The sequence below is a fragment of the Vibrio astriarenae genome (genome assembly GCF_010587385.1).
Taxonomy (GTDB): Bacteria; Pseudomonadota; Gammaproteobacteria; order Enterobacterales; family Vibrionaceae; genus Vibrio; species Vibrio astriarenae.
This window is the reverse complement of record NZ_CP047475.1, coordinates 169664-188534: the sequence shown is the minus strand read 5'-3', so window position 1 is coordinate 188534 and position 18871 is coordinate 169664. Positions and strand designations below refer to the sequence as shown.

At 46.0% G+C, this 18871-nt stretch carries 20 protein-coding genes and 1 riboswitch; of the genes, 6 read left to right on the top strand and 14 right to left on the bottom strand.

Annotated elements, in window-relative coordinates:
* Positions 1-8: 8 nt before the first annotated feature.
* Positions 9-209, bottom strand: a riboswitch (cobalamin riboswitch).
* Positions 210-391: 182 nt separating this feature from the next.
* Complete coding sequence (gene trmA, locus GT360_RS00945) at positions 392-1498, top strand: tRNA (uridine(54)-C5)-methyltransferase TrmA (protein ID WP_164647110.1); 1107 nt, start codon at positions 392-394, stop codon at positions 1496-1498.
* Between the two features lie 63 nt (positions 1499-1561).
* Here trmA and GT360_RS00940 read toward each other — a convergent pair whose 3' ends face one another.
* Together GT360_RS00940 and fabR are read right to left on the bottom strand one after the other, a co-directional pair.
* On the bottom strand, positions 1562-1951 hold the full coding sequence (locus GT360_RS00940; RefSeq protein ID WP_164647109.1) for a YijD family membrane protein: 390 nt from the start codon (positions 1949-1951) through the stop codon (positions 1562-1564).
* Complete coding sequence (gene fabR, locus GT360_RS00935; RefSeq protein WP_164647108.1) at positions 1951-2592, bottom strand: HTH-type transcriptional repressor FabR; 642 nt, start codon at positions 2590-2592, stop codon at positions 1951-1953. The genes GT360_RS00940 and fabR overlap by 1 nt, the downstream gene beginning before the upstream one ends.
* Before the next feature lie 184 nt (positions 2593-2776).
* Here fabR and sthA point away from each other — a divergent pair, with 184 nt between their 5' ends.
* On the top strand, positions 2777-4177 hold the full coding sequence (gene sthA, locus GT360_RS00930) for a Si-specific NAD(P)(+) transhydrogenase (RefSeq protein ID WP_164647107.1): 1401 nt from the start codon (positions 2777-2779) through the stop codon (positions 4175-4177).
* 54 nt (positions 4178-4231) lie between these two features.
* Here the strand turns inward: sthA and dinF are convergent, their stop codons facing one another.
* Positions 4232-5575, bottom strand: coding sequence for an MATE family efflux transporter DinF (gene dinF, locus GT360_RS00925; RefSeq protein WP_239502570.1), 1344 nt, complete (start codon positions 5573-5575; stop codon positions 4232-4234).
* A 75-nt stretch (positions 5576-5650) separates the two neighbouring features.
* Entirely contained in the window at positions 5651-6268 is a 618-nt protein-coding gene (lexA, locus tag GT360_RS00920; protein WP_164647106.1) for a transcriptional repressor LexA, read from the bottom strand.
* 393 nt (positions 6269-6661) lie between these two features.
* Here lexA and plsB point away from each other — a divergent pair, with 393 nt between their 5' ends.
* Positions 6662-9091 carry a glycerol-3-phosphate 1-O-acyltransferase PlsB gene (gene plsB, locus GT360_RS00915; protein WP_164647105.1) on the top strand — a complete coding sequence of 810 codons (2430 nt, stop codon included), beginning with the start codon at positions 6662-6664 and terminating at the stop codon, positions 9089-9091.
* Positions 9092-9162: 71 nt separating this feature from the next.
* Here plsB and ubiA read toward each other — a convergent pair whose 3' ends face one another.
* Both ubiA and GT360_RS00905 read right to left on the bottom strand, forming a co-directional pair.
* Positions 9163-10017 (bottom strand): 4-hydroxybenzoate octaprenyltransferase, encoded by an 855-nt coding sequence (ubiA, locus tag GT360_RS00910; RefSeq protein WP_164647104.1) that lies wholly within the window; start codon positions 10015-10017, stop codon positions 9163-9165.
* Positions 10017-10556: a chorismate lyase gene (locus tag GT360_RS00905; RefSeq protein ID WP_164647103.1), complete on the bottom strand. Its 540-nt coding sequence runs from the start codon at positions 10554-10556 to the stop codon at positions 10017-10019. Before GT360_RS00905 ends, ubiA begins: the two co-directional genes overlap by 1 nt.
* Positions 10557-10731: 175 nt before the next feature.
* Here GT360_RS00905 and GT360_RS00900 point away from each other — a divergent pair, with 175 nt between their 5' ends.
* Positions 10732-11139 (top strand): flagellar basal body-associated protein FliL, encoded by a 408-nt coding sequence (locus GT360_RS00900; protein WP_164647102.1) that lies wholly within the window; start codon positions 10732-10734, stop codon positions 11137-11139.
* A 25-nt stretch (positions 11140-11164) separates the two neighbouring features.
* Here GT360_RS00900 and glpG read toward each other — a convergent pair whose 3' ends face one another.
* The 6 genes from glpG to ftsY all read right to left on the bottom strand — a co-directional run bounded on the left by glpG (position 11165) and on the right by ftsY (position 16756).
* On the bottom strand, positions 11165-12001 hold the full coding sequence (gene glpG, locus GT360_RS00895; RefSeq protein ID WP_164647101.1) for a rhomboid family intramembrane serine protease GlpG: 837 nt from the start codon (positions 11999-12001) through the stop codon (positions 11165-11167).
* Between the two features lies 1 nt (position 12002).
* Positions 12003-12326: a thiosulfate sulfurtransferase GlpE gene (gene glpE / locus GT360_RS00890; RefSeq protein ID WP_164647100.1), complete on the bottom strand. Its 324-nt coding sequence runs from the start codon at positions 12324-12326 to the stop codon at positions 12003-12005.
* 524 nt (positions 12327-12850) lie between these two features.
* On the bottom strand, positions 12851-13708 hold the full coding sequence (gene rpoH / locus GT360_RS00885) for an RNA polymerase sigma factor RpoH (RefSeq protein WP_164647099.1): 858 nt from the start codon (positions 13706-13708) through the stop codon (positions 12851-12853).
* 150 nt (positions 13709-13858) lie between these two features.
* Entirely contained in the window at positions 13859-14827 is a 969-nt protein-coding gene (ftsX, locus tag GT360_RS00880) for a permease-like cell division protein FtsX (protein WP_239502608.1), read from the bottom strand.
* Position 14828: 1 nt separating this feature from the next.
* The gene (ftsE, locus tag GT360_RS00875) at positions 14829-15503 is read right to left on the bottom strand and encodes a cell division ATP-binding protein FtsE (RefSeq protein ID WP_164647097.1); all 675 of its coding nucleotides are present in this window, start codon (positions 15501-15503) and stop codon (positions 14829-14831) included.
* A gap of 35 nt (positions 15504-15538) precedes the next feature.
* On the bottom strand, positions 15539-16756 hold the full coding sequence (ftsY, locus tag GT360_RS00870) for a signal recognition particle-docking protein FtsY (RefSeq protein ID WP_164647096.1): 1218 nt from the start codon (positions 16754-16756) through the stop codon (positions 15539-15541).
* Between the two features lie 293 nt (positions 16757-17049).
* Between ftsY and rsmD the strand changes: the two genes are divergently transcribed.
* Together rsmD and GT360_RS00860 are read left to right on the top strand one after the other, a co-directional pair.
* Entirely contained in the window at positions 17050-17649 is a 600-nt protein-coding gene (gene rsmD, locus GT360_RS00865) for a 16S rRNA (guanine(966)-N(2))-methyltransferase RsmD (RefSeq protein WP_164647095.1), read from the top strand.
* A gap of 1 nt (position 17650) precedes the next feature.
* Entirely contained in the window at positions 17651-17938 is a 288-nt protein-coding gene (locus GT360_RS00860) for a DUF1145 domain-containing protein (RefSeq protein ID WP_164647094.1), read from the top strand.
* 36 nt (positions 17939-17974) lie between these two features.
* Here the strand turns inward: GT360_RS00860 and GT360_RS00855 are convergent, their stop codons facing one another.
* Together GT360_RS00855 and GT360_RS00850 are read right to left on the bottom strand one after the other, a co-directional pair.
* A complete protein-coding gene (locus GT360_RS00855; RefSeq protein WP_164647093.1) occupies positions 17975-18559 on the bottom strand; it encodes a YhgN family NAAT transporter in 585 nt (194 codons plus the stop codon).
* A 19-nt stretch (positions 18560-18578) separates the two neighbouring features.
* Positions 18579-18818, bottom strand: a complete 240-nt coding sequence (locus tag GT360_RS00850) for a YecH family metal-binding protein (protein ID WP_164647092.1) — start codon at positions 18816-18818, stop codon at positions 18579-18581.
* Positions 18819-18871 lie beyond the last annotated feature (53 nt).

The window sequence follows — 18871 nt, the reverse complement described above, 5'->3', positions numbered from 1 at the left end:
ACTAAACATCGTTTGCTTAGCCGCTGGCAGGTATTCGGACTCAAGAGCTAAAGCCTACTGCCCCGACTTCCCACTTTATTCCTCAAAGCAGTGTCTATTGGGGGGTCGTTCTCTTATACCGCTGCGCGTCAGTTCTGGGTTCTCACCAGATTCCCTTTTCAGGCTTCCGTACTATAAGTAAAGAAGCCACCAGCTTGCTGGGCATGGTATTGCGCAACTAATGGAATGTCTAGATAAGATAGAAATAATCTGTAGCTGACTTGAGCTAAACTTCTGTGAGATACGTGATGTTCGACGGCTTCAGTGAATATTTTGCTGATAGGCTGGACATCATAGTGGGATTGAATAAAATCTGCGCTCTCTTTGAAAAATGCACCGATAAGGTAATGCTATGGCTTCTCTTGATGTAAACCCACAAACCTACCAGCAGCAATTGGCTGACAAAGTCATTCGTCTCACTGATATGTTCAGTGACTTTAATGCGCCAGAGCTGGAAGTGTTTGAATCTCCTGAGCAGCACTACCGTATGCGTGCTGAGTTTCGCGTTTGGCATGAAGGTGAAGATATTTACTACATCATGTTTAACCAAGAGACGCGCGAAAAATACCGCGTTGACCAATTTCCAACAGCAAGCCGTCTTATCAACGATCTGATGCCGCTGCTTATGGAAGCAATGAAAGATAATGATACGCTGCGCCGCAAACTGTTTCAGGTTGACTTCCTATCTACGCTCAGCGGTGAAATCTTGGTTTCTTTGCTTTACCACCGTCAGCTTGATGAGGCTTGGATTGAAGAAGCCAAAGCACTAAAACAACGCTTGAATGATGAAGGCTTTAATCTGAACCTTATTGGTCGTGCGCGCAAAATGAAGATCGTGCTAGACCAAGATTACGTCGTTGAAAAACTAAGCGTAAACGGTGATACCTATATCTACCAACAAGTCGAGAACAGCTTTACTCAACCTAATGGCAAAGTGGCTGAAAAGATGCTGGAGTGGGCGGTAGATTGCACACAGAACAGCCAAGGCGATTTACTTGAGCTCTACTGTGGTAACGGCAACTTCTCTTTGGCGCTTGCGCAAAACTTTGAACGTGTGCTTGCGACTGAATTGGCTAAGCCCTCAGTCGTGTCTGCACAGTACAATATCGCAGCCAACAAGATTGATAATGTGCAAATCATCCGCATGTCTGCAGAAGAGTTTACTGAGGCAATGGAAGGTAAACGCGAGTTCCGCCGCCTAAAAGATGCGGGTGTCGACCTTAAGAGCTACAACTGTAATACCATTTTTGTCGATCCTCCACGTGCAGGCATGGACGACGACACATGCCGCATGGTGCAAGGCTATGACCGTATCTTATATATCTCTTGTAATCCTGAAACTCTAAAGCAAAACCTAGAGATTCTGGGAGAGACCCACAAAATTACGCGCTTTGCCCTGTTCGATCAGTTCCCATACACGCACCATATGGAAGCGGGTGTGATGCTAGAGCGCAAATAGATCATTGTGTTCCTAAAGCTCTAAAACAATAAACCCTCGCAATGCGAGGGTTTATTTTATTCTCTACAAATCGCCAGACTCGGCTTTTTTGATCGCGCCGATATAACCTAACTTACGCCCTAACCAGAACAAGAGGCCCATCAGAATAATGATGGAGAAAAAGTTCGACCCCGCCTCTGGGTACTGTGCTTTAACAAAGGCAGAGTGACCAAAGCCACCGACTAAGAAACAAGCTAACCCGACAAGCGGCATATCCTCTGATACTGGGTTAACCAAGTAATCTTGATAGAGTGCCTGCACAGCCAGGACCATCGCTATCCATGGAAAGATTGAAAACGGCACTGACGTTATCGTCATCCAAGACAAAATGGCATCACCACACATGCCTGCAATCAGTGCTAGGATAAGTGGCTTTTTCTCCGATCGTTGTTGAGCTGGTGTTGTATTTTCCATTATTTGTAATCACCTTTATTTCTATTTCTTTCACGTTCTTTGCGATACCAATGAGCCCCTTTCGCGATCATTCTGAGTTGCAAAATTAACCGCTCTGCTTGCTCGTCTCGCTCAGTTCTATTCAAGTCTAGCGCCTCAGCACCTGAACTAAAAACCAGTGTTACAGAAGCCTCTGCCTGCACAAACGCTTCTTCCCTCGTCATACCTGAGCCTATAAGGAATTCCGTCAACTCTGCCACAAAATGTTGAATTTCTCGCGCGACAGCCGCACGAAACTCGAAAGAAGTACCAGAGCGCTCACGCAGCAAAAGGCGAAACACGTTAGGGCTTGATTCAATGAATTCCATGAAGGTTTCCACTGAAGTGCGAATCACACTCCCCTCTTTGACGATCCTTTGACGGGCCTGGCGCATTAGTTGGCGAAGTAACAAGCCGCCCTCATCAACCATAGTAAGACCAAGCTCGTCCATATCTTTAAAGTGACGGTAAAATGAAGTGGGTGCAATGCCAGCCTCTCGAGCTACTTCACGTAAACTCAAGTTGGAAAAGCTACGCTCGGTACTTAACTGACTGAATGCTGCATCGATTAATGAACGGCGCGTTTTTTCTTTTTGCTGGGCACGAATCCCGTTAGGTTTCATAACTCTATATACCTTATTATCACTCTCGAACACACTATACATGGTTCTCGGGCTTTGCTTAAGTCTCCGGCCTGCTGTTTCTGCGTGATCACCTCCACTCTATCAGAGCTGAACTCTGTACCCTGCACGCATTTCCGTTAATATTGCGCTATCAAAATGTTAAGCAGGCTAGCAAGGAAAGAGTATGGCACAGAGTAACCACTTTGATGTAATCGTTATAGGTAGTGGCCCGGGCGGCGAAGGGGCTGCAATGGGACTGACCAAGGCCGGTCTTAACGTTGCTGTCATCGAGAAGGAAAGTAGCGTTGGTGGTGGTTGCACACACTGGGGAACGATTCCTTCAAAAGCACTGCGCCATGCGGTTAGCCGTATTATCGAGTTCAACAGCAATCCCCTTTTTTGCCACAATAACACCAGCCTGCACAGCACCTTTTCAAACATTCTTAGTCACGCGAAATCTGTGGTCGACAAGCAGACTCGACTGCGCCAAGGCTTTTATGACCGCAATCACTGTACGCTGATCTTCGGGACCGCTAAGTTTAATGGTACTCATACTGTCGAGGTCACTAAACAGGATGGCAGCATTGAAGAGTACAGTGCTGACCGTTTTGTGATTGCAACAGGTTCTCGTCCATACCAACCGAGCGATGTCGATTTCAATCACCCACGTGTATATGACAGTGACTCTATTTTGCGTCTAAAGCATGACCCTCGACATATTATTATTTACGGTGCGGGGGTTATTGGGTGTGAATATGCCTCTATTTTTCGAGGTCTTGGGGTAAAAACCGACTTAATCAACACGCGCGATCGCTTACTCGCCTTCCTCGATAATGAAACTTCAGATGCACTCTCTTACCACTTTTGGAACAGCGGTGTCATTATCCGTAATGATGAAACCTATGAAAAAATTGAAGGTACAGAAGATGGCGTGATCGTCCATCTTAAGTCCGGTAAGAAAATGAAGGCCGATTGTATTTTGTATGCCAATGGTCGCACTGGTAACACCGATAAACTGAACTTACAAATGGTTGGATTAGAACCTGATTCTCGTGGTCAAGTGTCCGTTAATGGCAACTATCAGACTGAAGTTGGTCACGTCTATGCGGTTGGCGATGTTATTGGATACCCTAGCCTTGCTAGCGCTGCTTATGATCAAGGCCGATTTGTTGCACAAGCGATCACAACAGGAGAAGCACAAGGCTTTTTGATCGAGGATATTCCAACGGGGATCTACACCATTCCGGAAATCAGCTCTGTTGGAAAAACCGAGCAAGAGTTGACGGCAGCGAAAGTGCCTTATGAAGTGGGTCGCTCTTCATTCAAACACCTTGCGCGCGCACAAATTGCGGGTAAAGACATCGGTAGTTTAAAAATCCTTTTTCACCGTGAAACTAAAGAGATTCTGGGTATTCACTGCTTTGGAGAGCGTGCTGCAGAGATCATCCACATCGGTCAGGCTATTATGGAGCAAAAAGGGGAAGCCAATACCATTGAGTATTTCGTTAATACCACCTTTAACTACCCAACAATGGCGGAAGCGTATCGTGTTGCAGCCCTCAATGGGCTTAATCGCTTGTTCTGAGAGTAATGAGATCATGGGGAGCCAAATGGTCCCCACCCTATCACTACCGACTCGCTAATGAACTAAAAATTGACCTCGACCCCATTGACGAACAAAGATGACGGCCAATCCGATGCCACGCATCCCCATAAATAGACTCATTGCCAGCCACAGCGCGTGATTGCCGAAACCAGATGCCATTGAAAAAGCGATAAAGAAGAAACATGTCGCTATAAACATGCTGTTTCGCATCTCTCTTCCTTTGGTCGCGCCAATAAATAGACCATCAAATAAGAACGCCCATAGTGATACTAACGGCATCGCCACGAGCCACGGCAGGTAAGCATAAGCGACTGCCTGAACCTCCTTGATGCTGGTAATCATCCCCACTAGAGCTCGACCAAAGATAAGAAAGATCAAGCTTAACCCAAAGCAAATGACCGTACCCCACAAAAAAGTTCCGGCTATCGACTCTTTAAGCTCATCTCTTCGCTTAGCCCCTACAGCCTTACCAACCATCGCCTCCATCGCGTAGGCAAAGCCATCCATGCCATAAGAAATGATCATAAGAAAGCTCATGAGCACGGCATTAGCGGCCACGATGTTGTCACCATAGCTCGCTCCCTGAAACGTCATAAAGCTAAGAGTCATCTGTAAACACAAAGAGCGGAAGAAGATATCACGGTTGAGCCGGACAAAACGCCCGATATTGTTGGTGATATCGCCGACTAACAACATAGGGCTGGGTAAATTCTGTCTTTGCCAGCTGCGTACAACACACCACAATCCAAAGCTCATGCCTGAATAGTCTGCCATCACCGAGGCCAGTGCTGCGCCTTCCACTTTCCAACCTAAACCCAAAACAAATACAACATCCAATATGATGTTCATCAGATTCGTAATGATCACCATCCACATTGGGGCTTTAGCGTCTTGTGTTCCCAGCAACCAGCCTAGCAATACAAAATTCATCAAAGCAGCCGGAGCGCTCCAGACTCTGATAGAAAAGTACTGCTCACCATAATGCTTTACCTCTGCACTGGCATCACTAAGCGCAAAGACATAATGAGCGACTGCACCATGAAGAATCAAAAAGACCATGGCAAACACAAGCGCCATGATGCTACCTTGAACAAAGGTCAACCCGAGTGCACATTTATCATTGCCACCAGCGGCTTGGGCAGTCAGACCCGTTGTGGACATCCTCAAGAAGCCAAGCAGCCAAAACGTCACACTGATCATTGTGCTGCCAAGTGCAACACCACCTAAATACCAAGCATGCTCAAGGTGACCAATAACAGCCGCATCAACCAGACCAAGCAGAGGCACGGTAATGTTTGATAACACCATTGGTAAGGCTAAAGCGAGAATTCGCTGGTGAAGAGATTTATCGAAGAGGTAGGAGGGAATCACAGTCACACTCTGTCCAGTCAAAAACTAGAGTGTAACTGCTTGAACTAGAATGCCAATAGGCTTCTGATAAAGGAGGCCTGACTACATCCAATCTGTGTTGCGGATGATACCGACGGCAAGACCTTCAATTTCAAGGCTCTGATAGGTTGGGTCAACCACAATCGGGGCGAACTCTTCATTCTCAGCATGAAGCAGAACGCGATCGCCTTGATTTTCTAGGCGCTTAACCGTTACGTCCTCATCGACACGCGCGACAACAACCTGGCCATTACGCACATCTGTCGTTTTATGAACTGCCAGTAAGTCACCGTCCATAATACCGATGTCCTTCATACTCTCACCTTGAACACGGAGTAGAAAGTCAGCCTGTGGCTTAAACATACCCGGATCGACTTGGTAGTGAGTTTCTACATGCTCTTGCGCCAGTATAGGCTCACCGGCAGCGACCTGGCCAATGAGAGGCAAACCTTCTTCTTCGTTTGCGGCTTCTAGTAGAATACGAATACCACGAGACGCGCCCGGAATAATCTCGATGGCTTCTTTGCGAGCAAGCGCTTTTAGGTGTTCTTCTGCTGCATTAGCGGAGCGGAAACCAAGTTCTCGTGCGATTTCAGCTCGAGTCGGTGGCATTCCTGTTTCGTCGATTTTACTTCTTATCAAGTCAAAAACTTGTTGTTGGCGCGGCGTCAAAGGCTTCATGTTAGCTACCTGTCTTTTTATACAGTTAACTGTCAGTATATCCAGTAAAAAATCAAATGAAAAGGTGTGTTTAGAAAATAATCACTGCCTTATTGGTACAGGAATCAAATTAATGACAACAAATTGCAACAAAATGACCAAAAATTAATCATGCTTAATGATTTACCATTCAAAGGTTAGACCAGTTTCTGATATTCTTGCTGACCATGAATTCGGCTAACGTATTTCAAAAATTTGTCCATACTTACTGGCAGTAAGCCCAAACCATTCTCAGGTGTTTTGCCTTGGAAAAAGACAGGCAATCACACTGGTTTAGCGACTGAGAGCAAACACTCAAGAGCAAACGCTCAAAAGAAGTACGTCGATAACAATCAATTGAGGCGATAGCACGATATGTCTTCAGGACAATCTTTATTCCAAGCAGCGTTGAAGCTGCCACTTTCGGCTTTGGTAAAAGGGACGACCATTCCATCCAATCCAATCGAAGATTTAGAGATAGATCTCTCCAAACCGATTGTCTATGCCCTGCCATTCCGCTCTGATGTTGACCTTATTACGCTGCGCTCACAAGCTCTGCACTGGGGACTACCTGACCCTTTTGAACCAGTCGATATTAATGGCCAGCAGTTTTCTCGTTATGTCTTCACCTCCACGCGCCCGACGGTAATGGCGAATGACTATGATGCTCCAGCGGAGTCTAAGGTGCTCTTCTCGCAACTCCTCGCTTTGCATGGTGAGGATAGCGAGCTTGATGTACAGCTGATCCCAGTGTCAGTCATGTGGGGACGTAAACCTGGCAAAGAAGATGCGGTAAGGCCACACCTTGAAGCCCTTAATGGCCCACAAAAGTCGCTTGCTGTTCTTTTCTCTGGTCGCGACTGCATGGTGCGAATGAGTCCTGTCGTTTCACTGCGCTACATGGCAGACAAGCATGGCACTGAACCTGCTATAGCCCAAAAGCTTTCGCGTGTTGCTCGCATTCACTTTTCTCGTCAAAAACTGGCTGCTTCCGGCCCAAAACTGCCGAACCGCCAAGTATTAGTTGACCGCTTAGTCCAATCGCCTACGATTCAAAGAGCGATTGAAGAGGAGATGACATCAAAAGGCATCACCAAAGAAAAGGCACAGAAAGAGGCCGAGAAGATCATCGATGAGATCGCTGCTGACTTCTCTTATGGACTGATTAAAAATGGTGAACGAGTATTAGGTTGGTTATGGAACCGACTATACCAAGGACTGAACATCAACAATGCCTCCACTGTGCGCAAGCTAGCGCAAGATGGTCACGAAATTGTTTATGTGCCTTGTCACCGCAGTCACATGGACTACTTACTGCTTTCTTACGTGCTTTATAAAGAAGGTATGGTGCCACCACACATTGCCGCGGGTATCAACTTGAACTTCTTCCCTGCGGGACAGATTTTCCGTCGCGGAGGTGCTTTCTTCATTCGCCGCAGTTTTAAAGGTAATAAGCTGTACTCAACGATCTTCCGTGAGTACCTCTCTGAGCTATTTGCTAAGGGTTACTCGGTTGAGTACTTCAGCGAGGGCGGACGTTCGCGCACAGGTCGCCTACTGCAAGCAAAAACAGGTATGTTAGCGATGACAGTTCAAGCAATGTTGCGTGGCTTAAATCGTCCAGTAACACTGGTGCCAGTCTACATTGGCTACGAGCATGTTATGGAAGTGGCGACTTATGCTAAAGAACTTCGTGGCAAACGTAAGGAGAAAGAGAACGCAGGTCTGGTTCTGAAAACCCTACGTAAACTGCGTAACTTTGGTAAGGGTTATGTAAACTTCGGTGAGCCAATTCCATTAAATGGCTTCTTAAACGAGCACGCTCCAGAGTGGCGACAAGATATCGACCCAATGGGCGGTGCGAAGCCACAATGGATGAATCCAGTCATTAATCAGCTTGCCAACAAGATGATGACCAACATTAACGATGCTGCTGCAACGAACGCACTTACGCTCTGTGCAACGGCACTTCTTGCCTCTCGCCAACGCGCTTTGTCCCGTGACAATTTAGTTCGCCAAATTGATTGCTACTTGCAATTGTTGCGCAATGTGGGTTATTCATCGACGTTTACGGTGCCAAAAGACAGCGCAGAAGAGCTGGTTACTCACGCGGAGTCTCTTGAAAAGTTTGTTATTGAAGAGGATTCAATGGGGGCGATTGTCTCTCTTGATCGTCAGCAATCAATCCTAATGACCTACTACCGTAACAACATTATTCACCTGTTCGCATTACCATCTTTGATTGCTCAAACATTAATTCGCCATCAAAACTGCACTAAGCAACAGATTGTTGAGACGGTTCAATCTATCTATCCATTCTTGAAGCAAGAGCTATTCTTAGGTTCTGATGCGCAGGAGCTACCAGAGTTGGTCGGTCAGTATTTGGATGAACTACATCGTCAATCAGTGATCGCCATCAATGATGATATTGTGGCAATTAACCAAGCCAATACACAAATTCTTCTGCTTCTTGGCAGCACTATTTCAGAGACACTTCAGCGCTACGCCATTGCGATGAACCTATTGGTTAACGACCCAGAACTCGGTAAATCTGACCTCGAGAAACGCAGTCAAGATATTGCACAGCGCCTAGGTCGCCTCAACGGTGTTAATGCACCTGAGTTTTTTGATAAAGGGGTATTTGCATCAATGTTTAGTACGCTCAAGCAAGAGCAATACTTAAACCTAGAGGGTGATTGTGACATCGAGAAAACTCAGCTACTGATGAATAAACTTAATGGCCTTGTGCACCCAGAAGTAAAACTGACGATCGAGGAAAGCATCGCTCGATCCAATGAAGAGTAAGAACCTCGACGGTATCAGATAAAAAATAGCCCCCACTTCACTGTGGGGGCTATTTTTTTATTTCAATCATCTCAAAGGAGAGCGGCTAATATTCCGGCTGTAATCGCCATTCCGACATAGTTATTGTTGAGGAAAGCTTGAAAGCAGGCCTCACGTTCTCTGTGCCGTATCAGCCACTGCTGATAAACAAATAGGCCACCCACCACCAATAAACACCAATTAAAAGCGCTCGATAACTGATTCAAATAGCCTAAGAGCATCAACAATAACAGAGTCGCTAGTTGCAGCGCACCGATAATCATTTTGTCTCTGCGACCAAATAGAATCGCCGTCGACTTCACACCAATCTTTAGATCATCATCTCTGTCTACCATGGCATATTGAGTATCATAAGCAATGGTCCACAAAGCGTTAATCAAAAACACTAACCAAACCATACTTGGGACACTGTCTGCTTGCGCTGCCCATGCCATTGGGATCGACCAACTAAACGCTAACCCAAGAAAAAGCTGTGGCAAGTGAGTAAAACGCTTCATAAAGGGATAAATAAAAGCGAGTGCGATACCAACAAAAGAGAGCTGAATGGTGAGTGAGTTCATCGTCATTACAAGAGCAAGCGCAACCAGAGCCAGCACCAGAAACAGACCGATTGCCTCCGCTGCGGAAACTCTTCCAGAAGGGATCGGCCTGCCTTGGGTGCGCTTGACGTGCCCGTCGACTTTGCGGTCAGCAAAATCATTGATGACACAACCCGCGGAACGCATCACCAGTACCCCAATCACAAAAACAAGGAGTACTTTTAAGTCAGGGATACCTTGCGCCGCTAAAAGAAGGGCCCACAACGTTGGCCATAGTAACAATAGCGAACCTATCGGTCGGTCCATACGCATCAATTGCCAATATCCCTGTAGTTTTGCCTGCATCATTATTGATTCCCTTGGGCGTAGATAGGGGCGTTCGGTAAGAACAGCTCTGCCACTAGTATTGGGCTGCCTGCTACCCACAAACGTGAACGTCTCGCCAGCAATGTATGACCGGCAATGCTCACTCGGCCAATCTGAAGTGAGTCCCTACTTACATCACCGCGTTTAAATACCGTAAAACCAAGCGGGATTTCACCTTGGTTCGCTAAGTCATGAGTCTCTCCAGTGAGTGAAGAGTTGGGGATGAGTGTGCGACCCAATACCCAAGCTTGTCCGTCGCCTTTGAGTATCACTTTACGCAATAGGTAATCCTCAAAAGGTAAGTGCTCACTCTCACTGAGTGCGAGTTCTGTTGGTTTTCTCATGTCACTTTGTAGCAACTCAACCGACAGATTATTACAATACTTCTCTAACAACAAAGACAGTGAACCTTGTTCAGTCAACCACTCGCGCGATAAAGAGTCTTCGAAAACAAACACTTCCGGAGATTGCCAATGCATCTCTCGCAATGCTTGGAGATATTCTGTTACTGATAGTTCCATACTTATATTTAACAAAGGCTACGAACATCGTACAATAAAAGCTCGTTTATTTTTGCAAGAATGCATCTGAGAATGCATCTGCAACAGCGTGCTCGTATGCGGCTGATAGACATCGCATTGTAACAAGCTTAACCTTGCAAGGTCACCTGACCGATAAGAAATAACAGAGATAAATATGTATAAACGTTACGTGACCCAAACCTTAATTGGCTTATGCGTGATTTTGGCTATACCTGCATTTGCGGAGCAAGAAGCAAAACCTCAACTGGCTTACTTTACCTTGAGCCCAGATCTCACCACGAACTTTCATACTTCTGGTAAAAAGCTCGGCTATATTCAGGTGCGTATTGATGTCATGGTGGCAAATCAATCTGACTTACCGGTGATTGAATTACATCAACCATTGATTAGAGACGCCGTCATTGAAATGTTAGGTCGCCAGTCAGAAGACACCATCAAATCTCTGGCAGGAAGAGAAGAGCTGCGCCGATCGCTTGTTGATCAGATCAACGATACCCTTCTTCCCGAGACAGGAAGAAAAGTGGTTGCCGATCTACTGTTCACCAAATATTTATACCAGTAACGCTCTAACTAAAAGAAAGGAGCCATCAGGCTCCTTTCTTGTATCGGTTCAAATCCACCACCGCAACAGCAAATCCTGACAATAGTCCGGCTAAGTGCGCCGCATTAGCAATAGCGAGGAAGGGCTGAACATAGCCGAGTACCAACCACACCAACATAAAAGCAAAAATAGGTTTAGGCATATGTAACCCTAGTTGTGGCGCTTTATTAGATAGTACCCAAAGATATCCAACCAAGGCGTAAACCACACCAGAGAGACCACCAAAATTGGCTCCTTGCACCCAATACTGAGCAGCCCCTGAAAGCGCTGCACTGATCAGAAACAATTTCCCAAGCGGCTTCCAACCTAGCTTAAGCTCAATATCTCCGCCAAGCTGCCACCACCAAAGAGCATTGAAAGCGACATGCATGACCGAGAAATGCAGAAAAGCATGGGTAAACCAACGCCAAAGTTGCCACTGTTGTTGCTCAAACGCAGGAAAATGGAACAGCGAAAATACCGCTTGTCCCCAACCTAGCTGTTGAAGAATGAATACCACACCACACACAAGTATAATGAGCAGAGTCAATGGACCGGCTTTAGACTTGAGCATACTCATCATGCTCGGGGTCAAATAACTAAAGTTAGATTTCCGAGTTTCTGCCACTTCCCAAGACGCCGCTTGATAGCGTTGATGATTCGGTTCTGACAAAAACTGCTGTAGCTCTTCTTCAACCCACATTTTCTGGGAGTCGTCACGTAACCACAGGGCAAAGAGACCTTCACCTTCTGGCATCATGGCAACCTCTACTTTTTTCGTCGCCATATAGTCTATGAACGCCTGGGCTAACCTAGGATTAGGTAATGTGATCAATCGGATCATATCAACTCATTCTCTCTATCGGTAACGAGGCCCTTTGCCATGCTTCAAAACCACCATCGACACTGTAAACCTCTTCAAAGCCCTGATTTACTAAGTATTGAGCAGCACCCTGACTGCTGATTCCGTGATAGCACATCACTAGAATCGGAGTCTCAAACTCTACATCGTTCATGAAAGATACAATCGAGTCATTGGTCAAATGATAGGCACCAACCGCATGTGCGACCGCAAAAGATTGAGGATCACGTATATCAACTAAGTGCGCACCCTGTTGCTCTATTAGGGCTGAAGCTGATGTCACGTCTATATGTAGAAACTGGTCCATGTTGAGGCTTTCTATGTAATAAATCTTGGCGACAGTTTAACACTATCCCAAGGCAAGCACAGACTTTAGTCGATCTATCTTATCCACCACTGTTGAAATTATGAGCTTTTGTGGATAAATCTGTGGATTGCGTTGATAAAGTGTTTTTGTCAAAGAAGATCCACTATATGTAGTAATGATCATGATCTTTCTGTGTTTAAGACTACCGTTATCCCCAAACCAAGAATGGGTCATCAGCCCAGATATAACCGAGTTTTTTACAATGATCAAATAATTAACCCACAAAGTTATACACAGCATATCGTCGAAGCCAACTCGTCATCGTCGATCGTGTGAATAACATGCTGTGATCACTATGATTACTTATCCACCATGATAAGACGCTCGGGTTTCAGGTTAGAGGAAGTAATGAGTAGAGGTAAAAACCTATCGGAGATAAGTATCACAATGGCAGACAAACAAAAACGCCTGGGTGTTAAGCCCAGGCGTTTCATAAAATCGGTGCGAAGCTCGAGAGATGCCGTTTAGAACTCACCAACCGCGAGTTTGAGTTTCTTCATCGCATTCTTTTCAAGCTGGCGAATACGCTCTGCCGACACACCGTAGTTGTCCGCTAGATCTTGCAGCGTCGCCTTTTGGTCATCCAACCAACGAGAGCGCACAATATGCTGACTACGCTCATCTAGACTAGAAAGTGCCAACGATAAACGATTGTTGGTGTGTGATTCCCAGTTTTCAGCCTCAACATTTTCCGCTAGATCGGAAGACTTGTCCTCTAAATACAGAACTGGGGCTGTTGATACTGAAGATGAATCATCATCATCTACCGTCAATTCAAACGCCGCATCTTGTGCTGCAAGACGAGATTCCATCTCGCGTACTTCTGACGGCTCTACACCTAGCTCTTTCGCTACCGTTTCAACCTCTCCGTTGTTAAACCAGCCTAAACGCTTTTTAGACTTACGCAGGTTGAAGAACAGCTTACGCTGAGCTTTGGTTGTCGCAATCTTGACGATACGCCAGTTACGCAACACGTATTCATGAATTTCGGCTTTGATCCAGTGTACAGCGAACGACACCAAGCGCACGCCAACCTCAGGGTTGAAACGTTTTACCGCCTTCATCAAGCCGATGTTACCTTCTTGCACTAAGTCAGCCATTGGAAGACCGTAGCCCGAGTAACCTCGTGCCACGTGAACAACGAATCGTAGGTGCGACAAGATCAGGCCTTTCGCCGCATCGATCTCACCTTTATAGTGCAATCGCTCAGCGAATTCACGCTCCTCATCAGCAGTCAACATTGGGTAGCTGTTTACTGATTGGATATAGCTGTCTAGGCTATCTTGCGTTACGACCGCCATTGGATATGCTGATTTGGTCATTCATTTCCTCATTAATATGTTAACTATGAAGATCTCACCTTCAATGAAAGTGCTTAAAACTTACGCTCATCGAAAGCGATAGATCATTATGCATAAACTATCGCCTAATTCAAGCGGTGCTGTTTTATCCGTTACTGAGACCACATAAGCTTACACTGGTTCAATTTCTTTAAGATGACGCTGTGCTGATAATTTAGCGGCAAGGCAACCAATAAAGGTTCCTAGCATCAATAGCAGTAAAGATTCATCCCAATTTAAACCTAACAGTCTGTATTGACTATCATAAAGTGTTGCTAGGTTTTCGACCGCGCTATTGAAAATAACGGTCAAAAGAGCGGTAAAAATCCACGCAGTCACCGCACCCAGCAGGCCAAACCACATTCCAGAGTAAAGATAAGGACGCAAAATATATGGATCCGTTGCTCCGATCAATTTCATGGTTTGGATCTCTTCTTTGTTCGCGAGCACATTAAATCTGAGCGTGTTGCCGACGATGAGAAAGACCGAGCTTAGCATCAACACCGACAGAACAATGATGACGCTGTTCATTAAAGCGCGAATTGCATTCACGCGACTCAGCCAATCTTCATCAATTCTCACATCAGAAATACCGTCAAGAGAATTGAGCTGGGTTGCAATGCTCTTAATAGTCACATCGTCTTCAACACTCGGCGTGACGATAAATACGCCTGGCAACGCATAACCGTCCAGTAGTTCTATCGCACTCTCAAATCCCGTGTGACCACTCAGGTCTGCTAAGCCTTGTTGGGACGAAATATAGTCAACATGTTCCACCAGCGGCCAGCTCTCGATATCATCCTTCATTACCATCGCTCGAGCTTCTGGTAACTGCTCGGTCAGAAACACACTGACCTGCGATGTCGTCGCGACTTGATTGGTCACATAAGCGATGTTTTTGCCCATCAGATAGAGACAAGCAGGCAATGCCAACGCCATTGAAATGACCGCCAAGGTTAAGATGTTACCTAGCGGTCGGTGCCATAAAGCACCCAAGGAGCTTTTTGCCTGTTTGAAGTGGACCTTGAAGAAACCATCGGTCTTTGGTCGAGCCACTTTTTGGCGCTTAGAGCGGCTATTCACAGCGCTTTTCTTACGCATCTTAAGAGCCATGATCATGCACCTCGCTCAAGAATCCTTGATTCAATTCTAAATGGCGGTATTGAGGTCGAGAGTTCACTAAGTTGATATCATGAGTGGCAATTAATATCGTGACACCTGCACGATTAAACTCTTCAAAAAGTTTGAGTACGCGACTGGACAGTTCAGGGTCTAAGTTACCCGTTGGTTCATCCGCAAGTAGCAGGGTCGGTCGGTTCACAACGGCACGAGCGATTCCAACACGCTGCTGTTCACCACCTGACAACTGGCTTGGCAAACAACGAGCTTTATCAAGCAAGCCTATCTTGTCCAACGCTGCCGATACTCGTCGCTTGATCTCCTCTTCCGAATAGGATTCGATTCTCATAGGCAAAGCCACATTATCGAACACGCTTCTATCCATCAGCAGGCGATGCTCTTGGAAAACAATACCGATGTTGCGACGCAAGAAAGGAATGTCACGCGCTGGAATTTGAGAAATGTCATGCCCATTGAACCATACCTTGCCATCAGAAGGGCGCTCAATCGCACAAATCAACTTAAGGAGTGTACTTTTACCTGCTCCAGAGTGGCCCCCTAGAAACGCCATCTCACCTCGGTGAAGGTGGAAATCCACCTTCTGTAGTGCTTGACGACCACCACGATAAGCTTTGCTTACTTGCTGGAATTTAATCACCGACTATCCCTCAATCCTTGTTGGCAATACAACGATTACTCGTCGCGGCTAAACAAAGCGTCAATAAACTCTTGTGTTTCAAATGGACGTAAATCATCTATCCCTTCACCCACACCAATGTATCGAATTGGGATCTGGAACTGATCAGCTAACGCAAAAATAACGCCACCTTTTGCTGTACCGTCAAGCTTGGTCAGGGTAATACCCGTCAGTGGTGCCACCTCCGAGAATAGCTTCGCCTGACTAATGGCGTTTTGACCCGTCGCCGCATCAAGCGTCAGCATAATTTCGTGTGGCGCACTGCCATCAATTTTCTGCATCACACGCACAATCTTGCGCAGCTCTTCCATCAGATTACTCTTGTTTTGCAGACGGCCTGCTGTGTCGGCAATGACAACGTCAACACCGCGCGCTTTTGCCGCTTCGATAGCATCGTAAATAACGGAAGCGCTGTCGGCCCCCGTATGCTGAGCGATAACGGGAACATCATTGCGCTGACCCCAAACTTGCAACTGTTCAACAGCAGCAGCACGGAAGGTGTCACCCGCCGCAAGCATCACTTTCTTGCCTTGCGCTTGGAATTGCTTAGCCAGCTTACCAATCGTTGTTGTTTTACCAACACCGTTAACACCTACCATCAAGATGACGTATGGCGTTTTTGTGGTGTCAATTTCTAGCGGCTTCTCTACGTGAGATAGGATTTCCGCCATCTCTTCTTTGAGCAAACCATACAGTGCTTCACCATCTTTTAAGTCCTGGCGAGAGGCTTTTTCTGTTAGGTTATCGATAATTTTTAGCGTGGTGTCCATGCCGACATCTGCGATCAACAACTGCTCTTCGAGCTCTTCAAACAGATCATCGTCAATCTCTTTACCTTTAAACAGGCCAAAGAAACCGGCACCAATATTCGCCTTAGTTCGGGCTAAACTGCGTTTCAAGCGAGTAAAGAAACTCTCGGTTGGCTTTTGCTGAACCTCTTCCTGAGCCACAACCTTTGGCTCTTCTGTTTCTGTTTCTGCTTCTGCTTCTGCTTCTGCTTCTGCTTCTGCTTCTGCTTCTGCTTCTGCTTCTGCTTCTGCTTTTTCAGGGTCCGCTTGCTCTATCGTCTCTGCAACATTCTCTTCAGTTGGCTCACTGCTCTCTGCTGTAATTTCTTCCGCTGTTGTTTCTTCGGCTGGCGCCTCTGGTTTTACTTGCTCTTCATCACCAAAGCCCAACCAAGAAAGTAATCCACGCTTTTTCTTTTCTGCCATTTTAAGGAATATCCTAGAGTTAAATCTTAATCTTTATCGACCACAACGGATAAATCTGGATAACTTGGTTATCATTTACCCTGAATGCTTTATGAATCGAAACTAACATTGGATCCGACGGCCACTCCCCTATCAATGCTTATACACTGAGGTTCACAGGCATACCGTGGGCAGTCGTATCACTAAAAACTATTTACAGGTACACTTTAGTGTACAAATCTCAATATGCGCTCAAGATGAACAAAGCTTGAGCGACTGAATATAGTAACACTTAATTAGCGGTCAAAAAATCTATGGTAAGACGACGCCAGCAAAATTCATCACAAAAACAAGCTTCTCTTGGCTCAATTCGCATTATTAGTGGTTTGTGGCGCGGTAGAAAGCTGCCAGTACACGACGCTGAAGGTCTACGACCAACCACCGACAGAGTAAAAGAGACCGTTTTCAACTGGCTTGCCCAAGATGTTCCACGCGCTCTATGTTTAGATGTCTTTGCAGGCTCTGGTGGACTCGGTTTTGAAGCGGCCTCCCGCCAGGCAGAAAAAGTGACCATGCTTGAACTCAACAGCAAAGCATTTAATCAGCTAAAAACCAATATTGCGACGCTCAAAGCTGATAATATCCTAGCAGTGCAGACAGATGCACTTGCTTACCTAAAACAGCCGGGTACTGCCCATGATGTTGTATTTATCGATCCGCCTTTTCATCAAGGCTTAGTGGATGAGTGCATCACACTTTTAGAGCAAAATGGCTGGTTAAGCGACAACGCGATGATTTATCTTGAAACGGAAAAAGAGCTCGATGTCAGCAATGTTCCATCAACGTGGTCACTGCATCGCGAAAAACAAGCGGGACAAGTGGCCTTTCGACTCTATGAGAGAGAGGTGAAGTAAAATGAAGTGGCTCATTCTGTTAGCAAAAGGACTATTTCTTGCGGTTTGGGGTGTTTTATTGAGTAACTTTTTCATTTCATACCCCAAGGGAGTCAACATCGTGTTGTTCGTCATCCTTGGATTTATGATATTGATGCATGCCATGCAGGCAGCGATTTTCATTACGGCAATACGACAACGGGTTGCTCTAACCTTTGGGGATAAGTTGTCATTGGTGGTATTTGGTGTCGTCGGCCTATTGGGTATCAAATACAAGTACGCCGACCAAATGAGCGATACCTCATCTTGATCGGCGTAGTCTGAGTGTAAAAGGGCGGTTAGGTCGTTAACCGAGGTACCCTTTTACACCGTCTAGGAACATTTGTGTTGAGATCATCACAAGCAATAAGCCCATCAACCTTTCAATGGCCTTCAACCCTCGCTCACCAAGCAGTTTATGGAATAAACCATAGAACATCAAAATGAAGAAGGTGGCCCCCCATGCAAGTAATACCGCAATGGAAAGCTCTGTTAGCTTATCTGGATGCTGACTTGATAACAGCAGCAGAGCCGCGATTACAGACGGACCTGCAATCATAGGGATGGCAAGCGGCACGATAAATGGCTCCTCACCAGCGGCTAACCCCGTAATGCTTCCAGCACTTGGAAATATCATTTTGATAGCGATAATGAAGAGAATAATACCACCCGAAATACTGAGCGTTTCGGGTTGAACTTGCAGAAAGTTCATGATGCCTTTACCCGCAAACAGGAACAACATCAGTATCGCCAGCGCGAAAAGCAGTTCTCTAACCAGCACCATCCGCTGACGCTTCTTATCGATATGCTTCAAAATAGACAGTACGATCGGTAAGTTACCTAGCGGATCCATGATCAGAAACAACATGGTTGCAGCGGCCAGTATATCCATAAGGCGTTATCCTCTGTATTTAGTGGTGGCTACACACGTTCTCTTCATTGATATGCAGACGTCCGTCTGCCTCAATCACTTTCTCTCTTGCAAAGAAAAACTCAAGTAAGTCATTGAGTGAAAATCCATTGAGCTTACAAGTGCGAAATGACGCATGCTGACCAAACTCTTGGTCAACTTTAAGTTGCAGTGCTTCACGAGACATCGGCTGCTCACGAAGAAGATTAAGAATTTTATGTGCGTGGATTTCTTGAGACATGGCGTCCTCCTATTTTGGCGCACATCTTACCCTAAAGGCCAAACAGAGCCCAC

Coding starts and splice junctions, on each gene's coding strand:
- trmA (WP_164647110.1), top strand. CDS start 392: ATGGCTTCTCTTGATGTAAACCCACAAACCTACCAGCAGCAATTGGCT.
- GT360_RS00940 (WP_164647109.1), bottom strand. CDS start 1,951: ATGGAAAATACAACACCAGCTCAACAACGATCGGAGAAAAAGCCACTT.
- fabR (WP_164647108.1), bottom strand. CDS start 2,592: ATGAAACCTAACGGGATTCGTGCCCAGCAAAAAGAAAAAACGCGCCGT.
- sthA (WP_164647107.1), top strand. CDS start 2,777: ATGGCACAGAGTAACCACTTTGATGTAATCGTTATAGGTAGTGGCCCG.
- lexA (WP_164647106.1), bottom strand. CDS start 6,268: ATGAAGCCTTTGACGCCGCGCCAACAACAAGTTTTTGACTTGATAAGA.
- plsB (WP_164647105.1), top strand. CDS start 6,662: ATGTCTTCAGGACAATCTTTATTCCAAGCAGCGTTGAAGCTGCCACTT.
- ubiA (WP_164647104.1), bottom strand. CDS start 10,017: ATGATGCAGGCAAAACTACAGGGATATTGGCAATTGATGCGTATGGAC.
- GT360_RS00905 (WP_164647103.1), bottom strand. CDS start 10,556: ATGGAACTATCAGTAACAGAATATCTCCAAGCATTGCGAGAGATGCAT.
- GT360_RS00900 (WP_164647102.1), top strand. CDS start 10,732: ATGTATAAACGTTACGTGACCCAAACCTTAATTGGCTTATGCGTGATT.
- glpG (WP_164647101.1), bottom strand. CDS start 12,001: ATGATCCGATTGATCACATTACCTAATCCTAGGTTAGCCCAGGCGTTC.
- glpE (WP_164647100.1), bottom strand. CDS start 12,326: ATGGACCAGTTTCTACATATAGACGTGACATCAGCTTCAGCCCTAATA.
- rpoH (WP_164647099.1), bottom strand. CDS start 13,708: ATGACCAAATCAGCATATCCAATGGCGGTCGTAACGCAAGATAGCCTA.
- ftsX (WP_239502608.1), bottom strand. CDS start 14,827: ATGCGTAAGAAAAGCGCTGTGAATAGCCGCTCTAAGCGCCAAAAAGTG.
- ftsY (WP_164647096.1), bottom strand. CDS start 16,756: ATGGCAGAAAAGAAAAAGCGTGGATTACTTTCTTGGTTGGGCTTTGGT.
- rsmD (WP_164647095.1), top strand. CDS start 17,050: ATGGTAAGACGACGCCAGCAAAATTCATCACAAAAACAAGCTTCTCTT.
- GT360_RS00860 (WP_164647094.1), top strand. CDS start 17,651: ATGAAGTGGCTCATTCTGTTAGCAAAAGGACTATTTCTTGCGGTTTGG.
- GT360_RS00855 (WP_164647093.1), bottom strand. CDS start 18,559: ATGGATATACTGGCCGCTGCAACCATGTTGTTTCTGATCATGGATCCG.
- GT360_RS00850 (WP_164647092.1), bottom strand. CDS start 18,818: ATGTCTCAAGAAATCCACGCACATAAAATTCTTAATCTTCTTCGTGAG.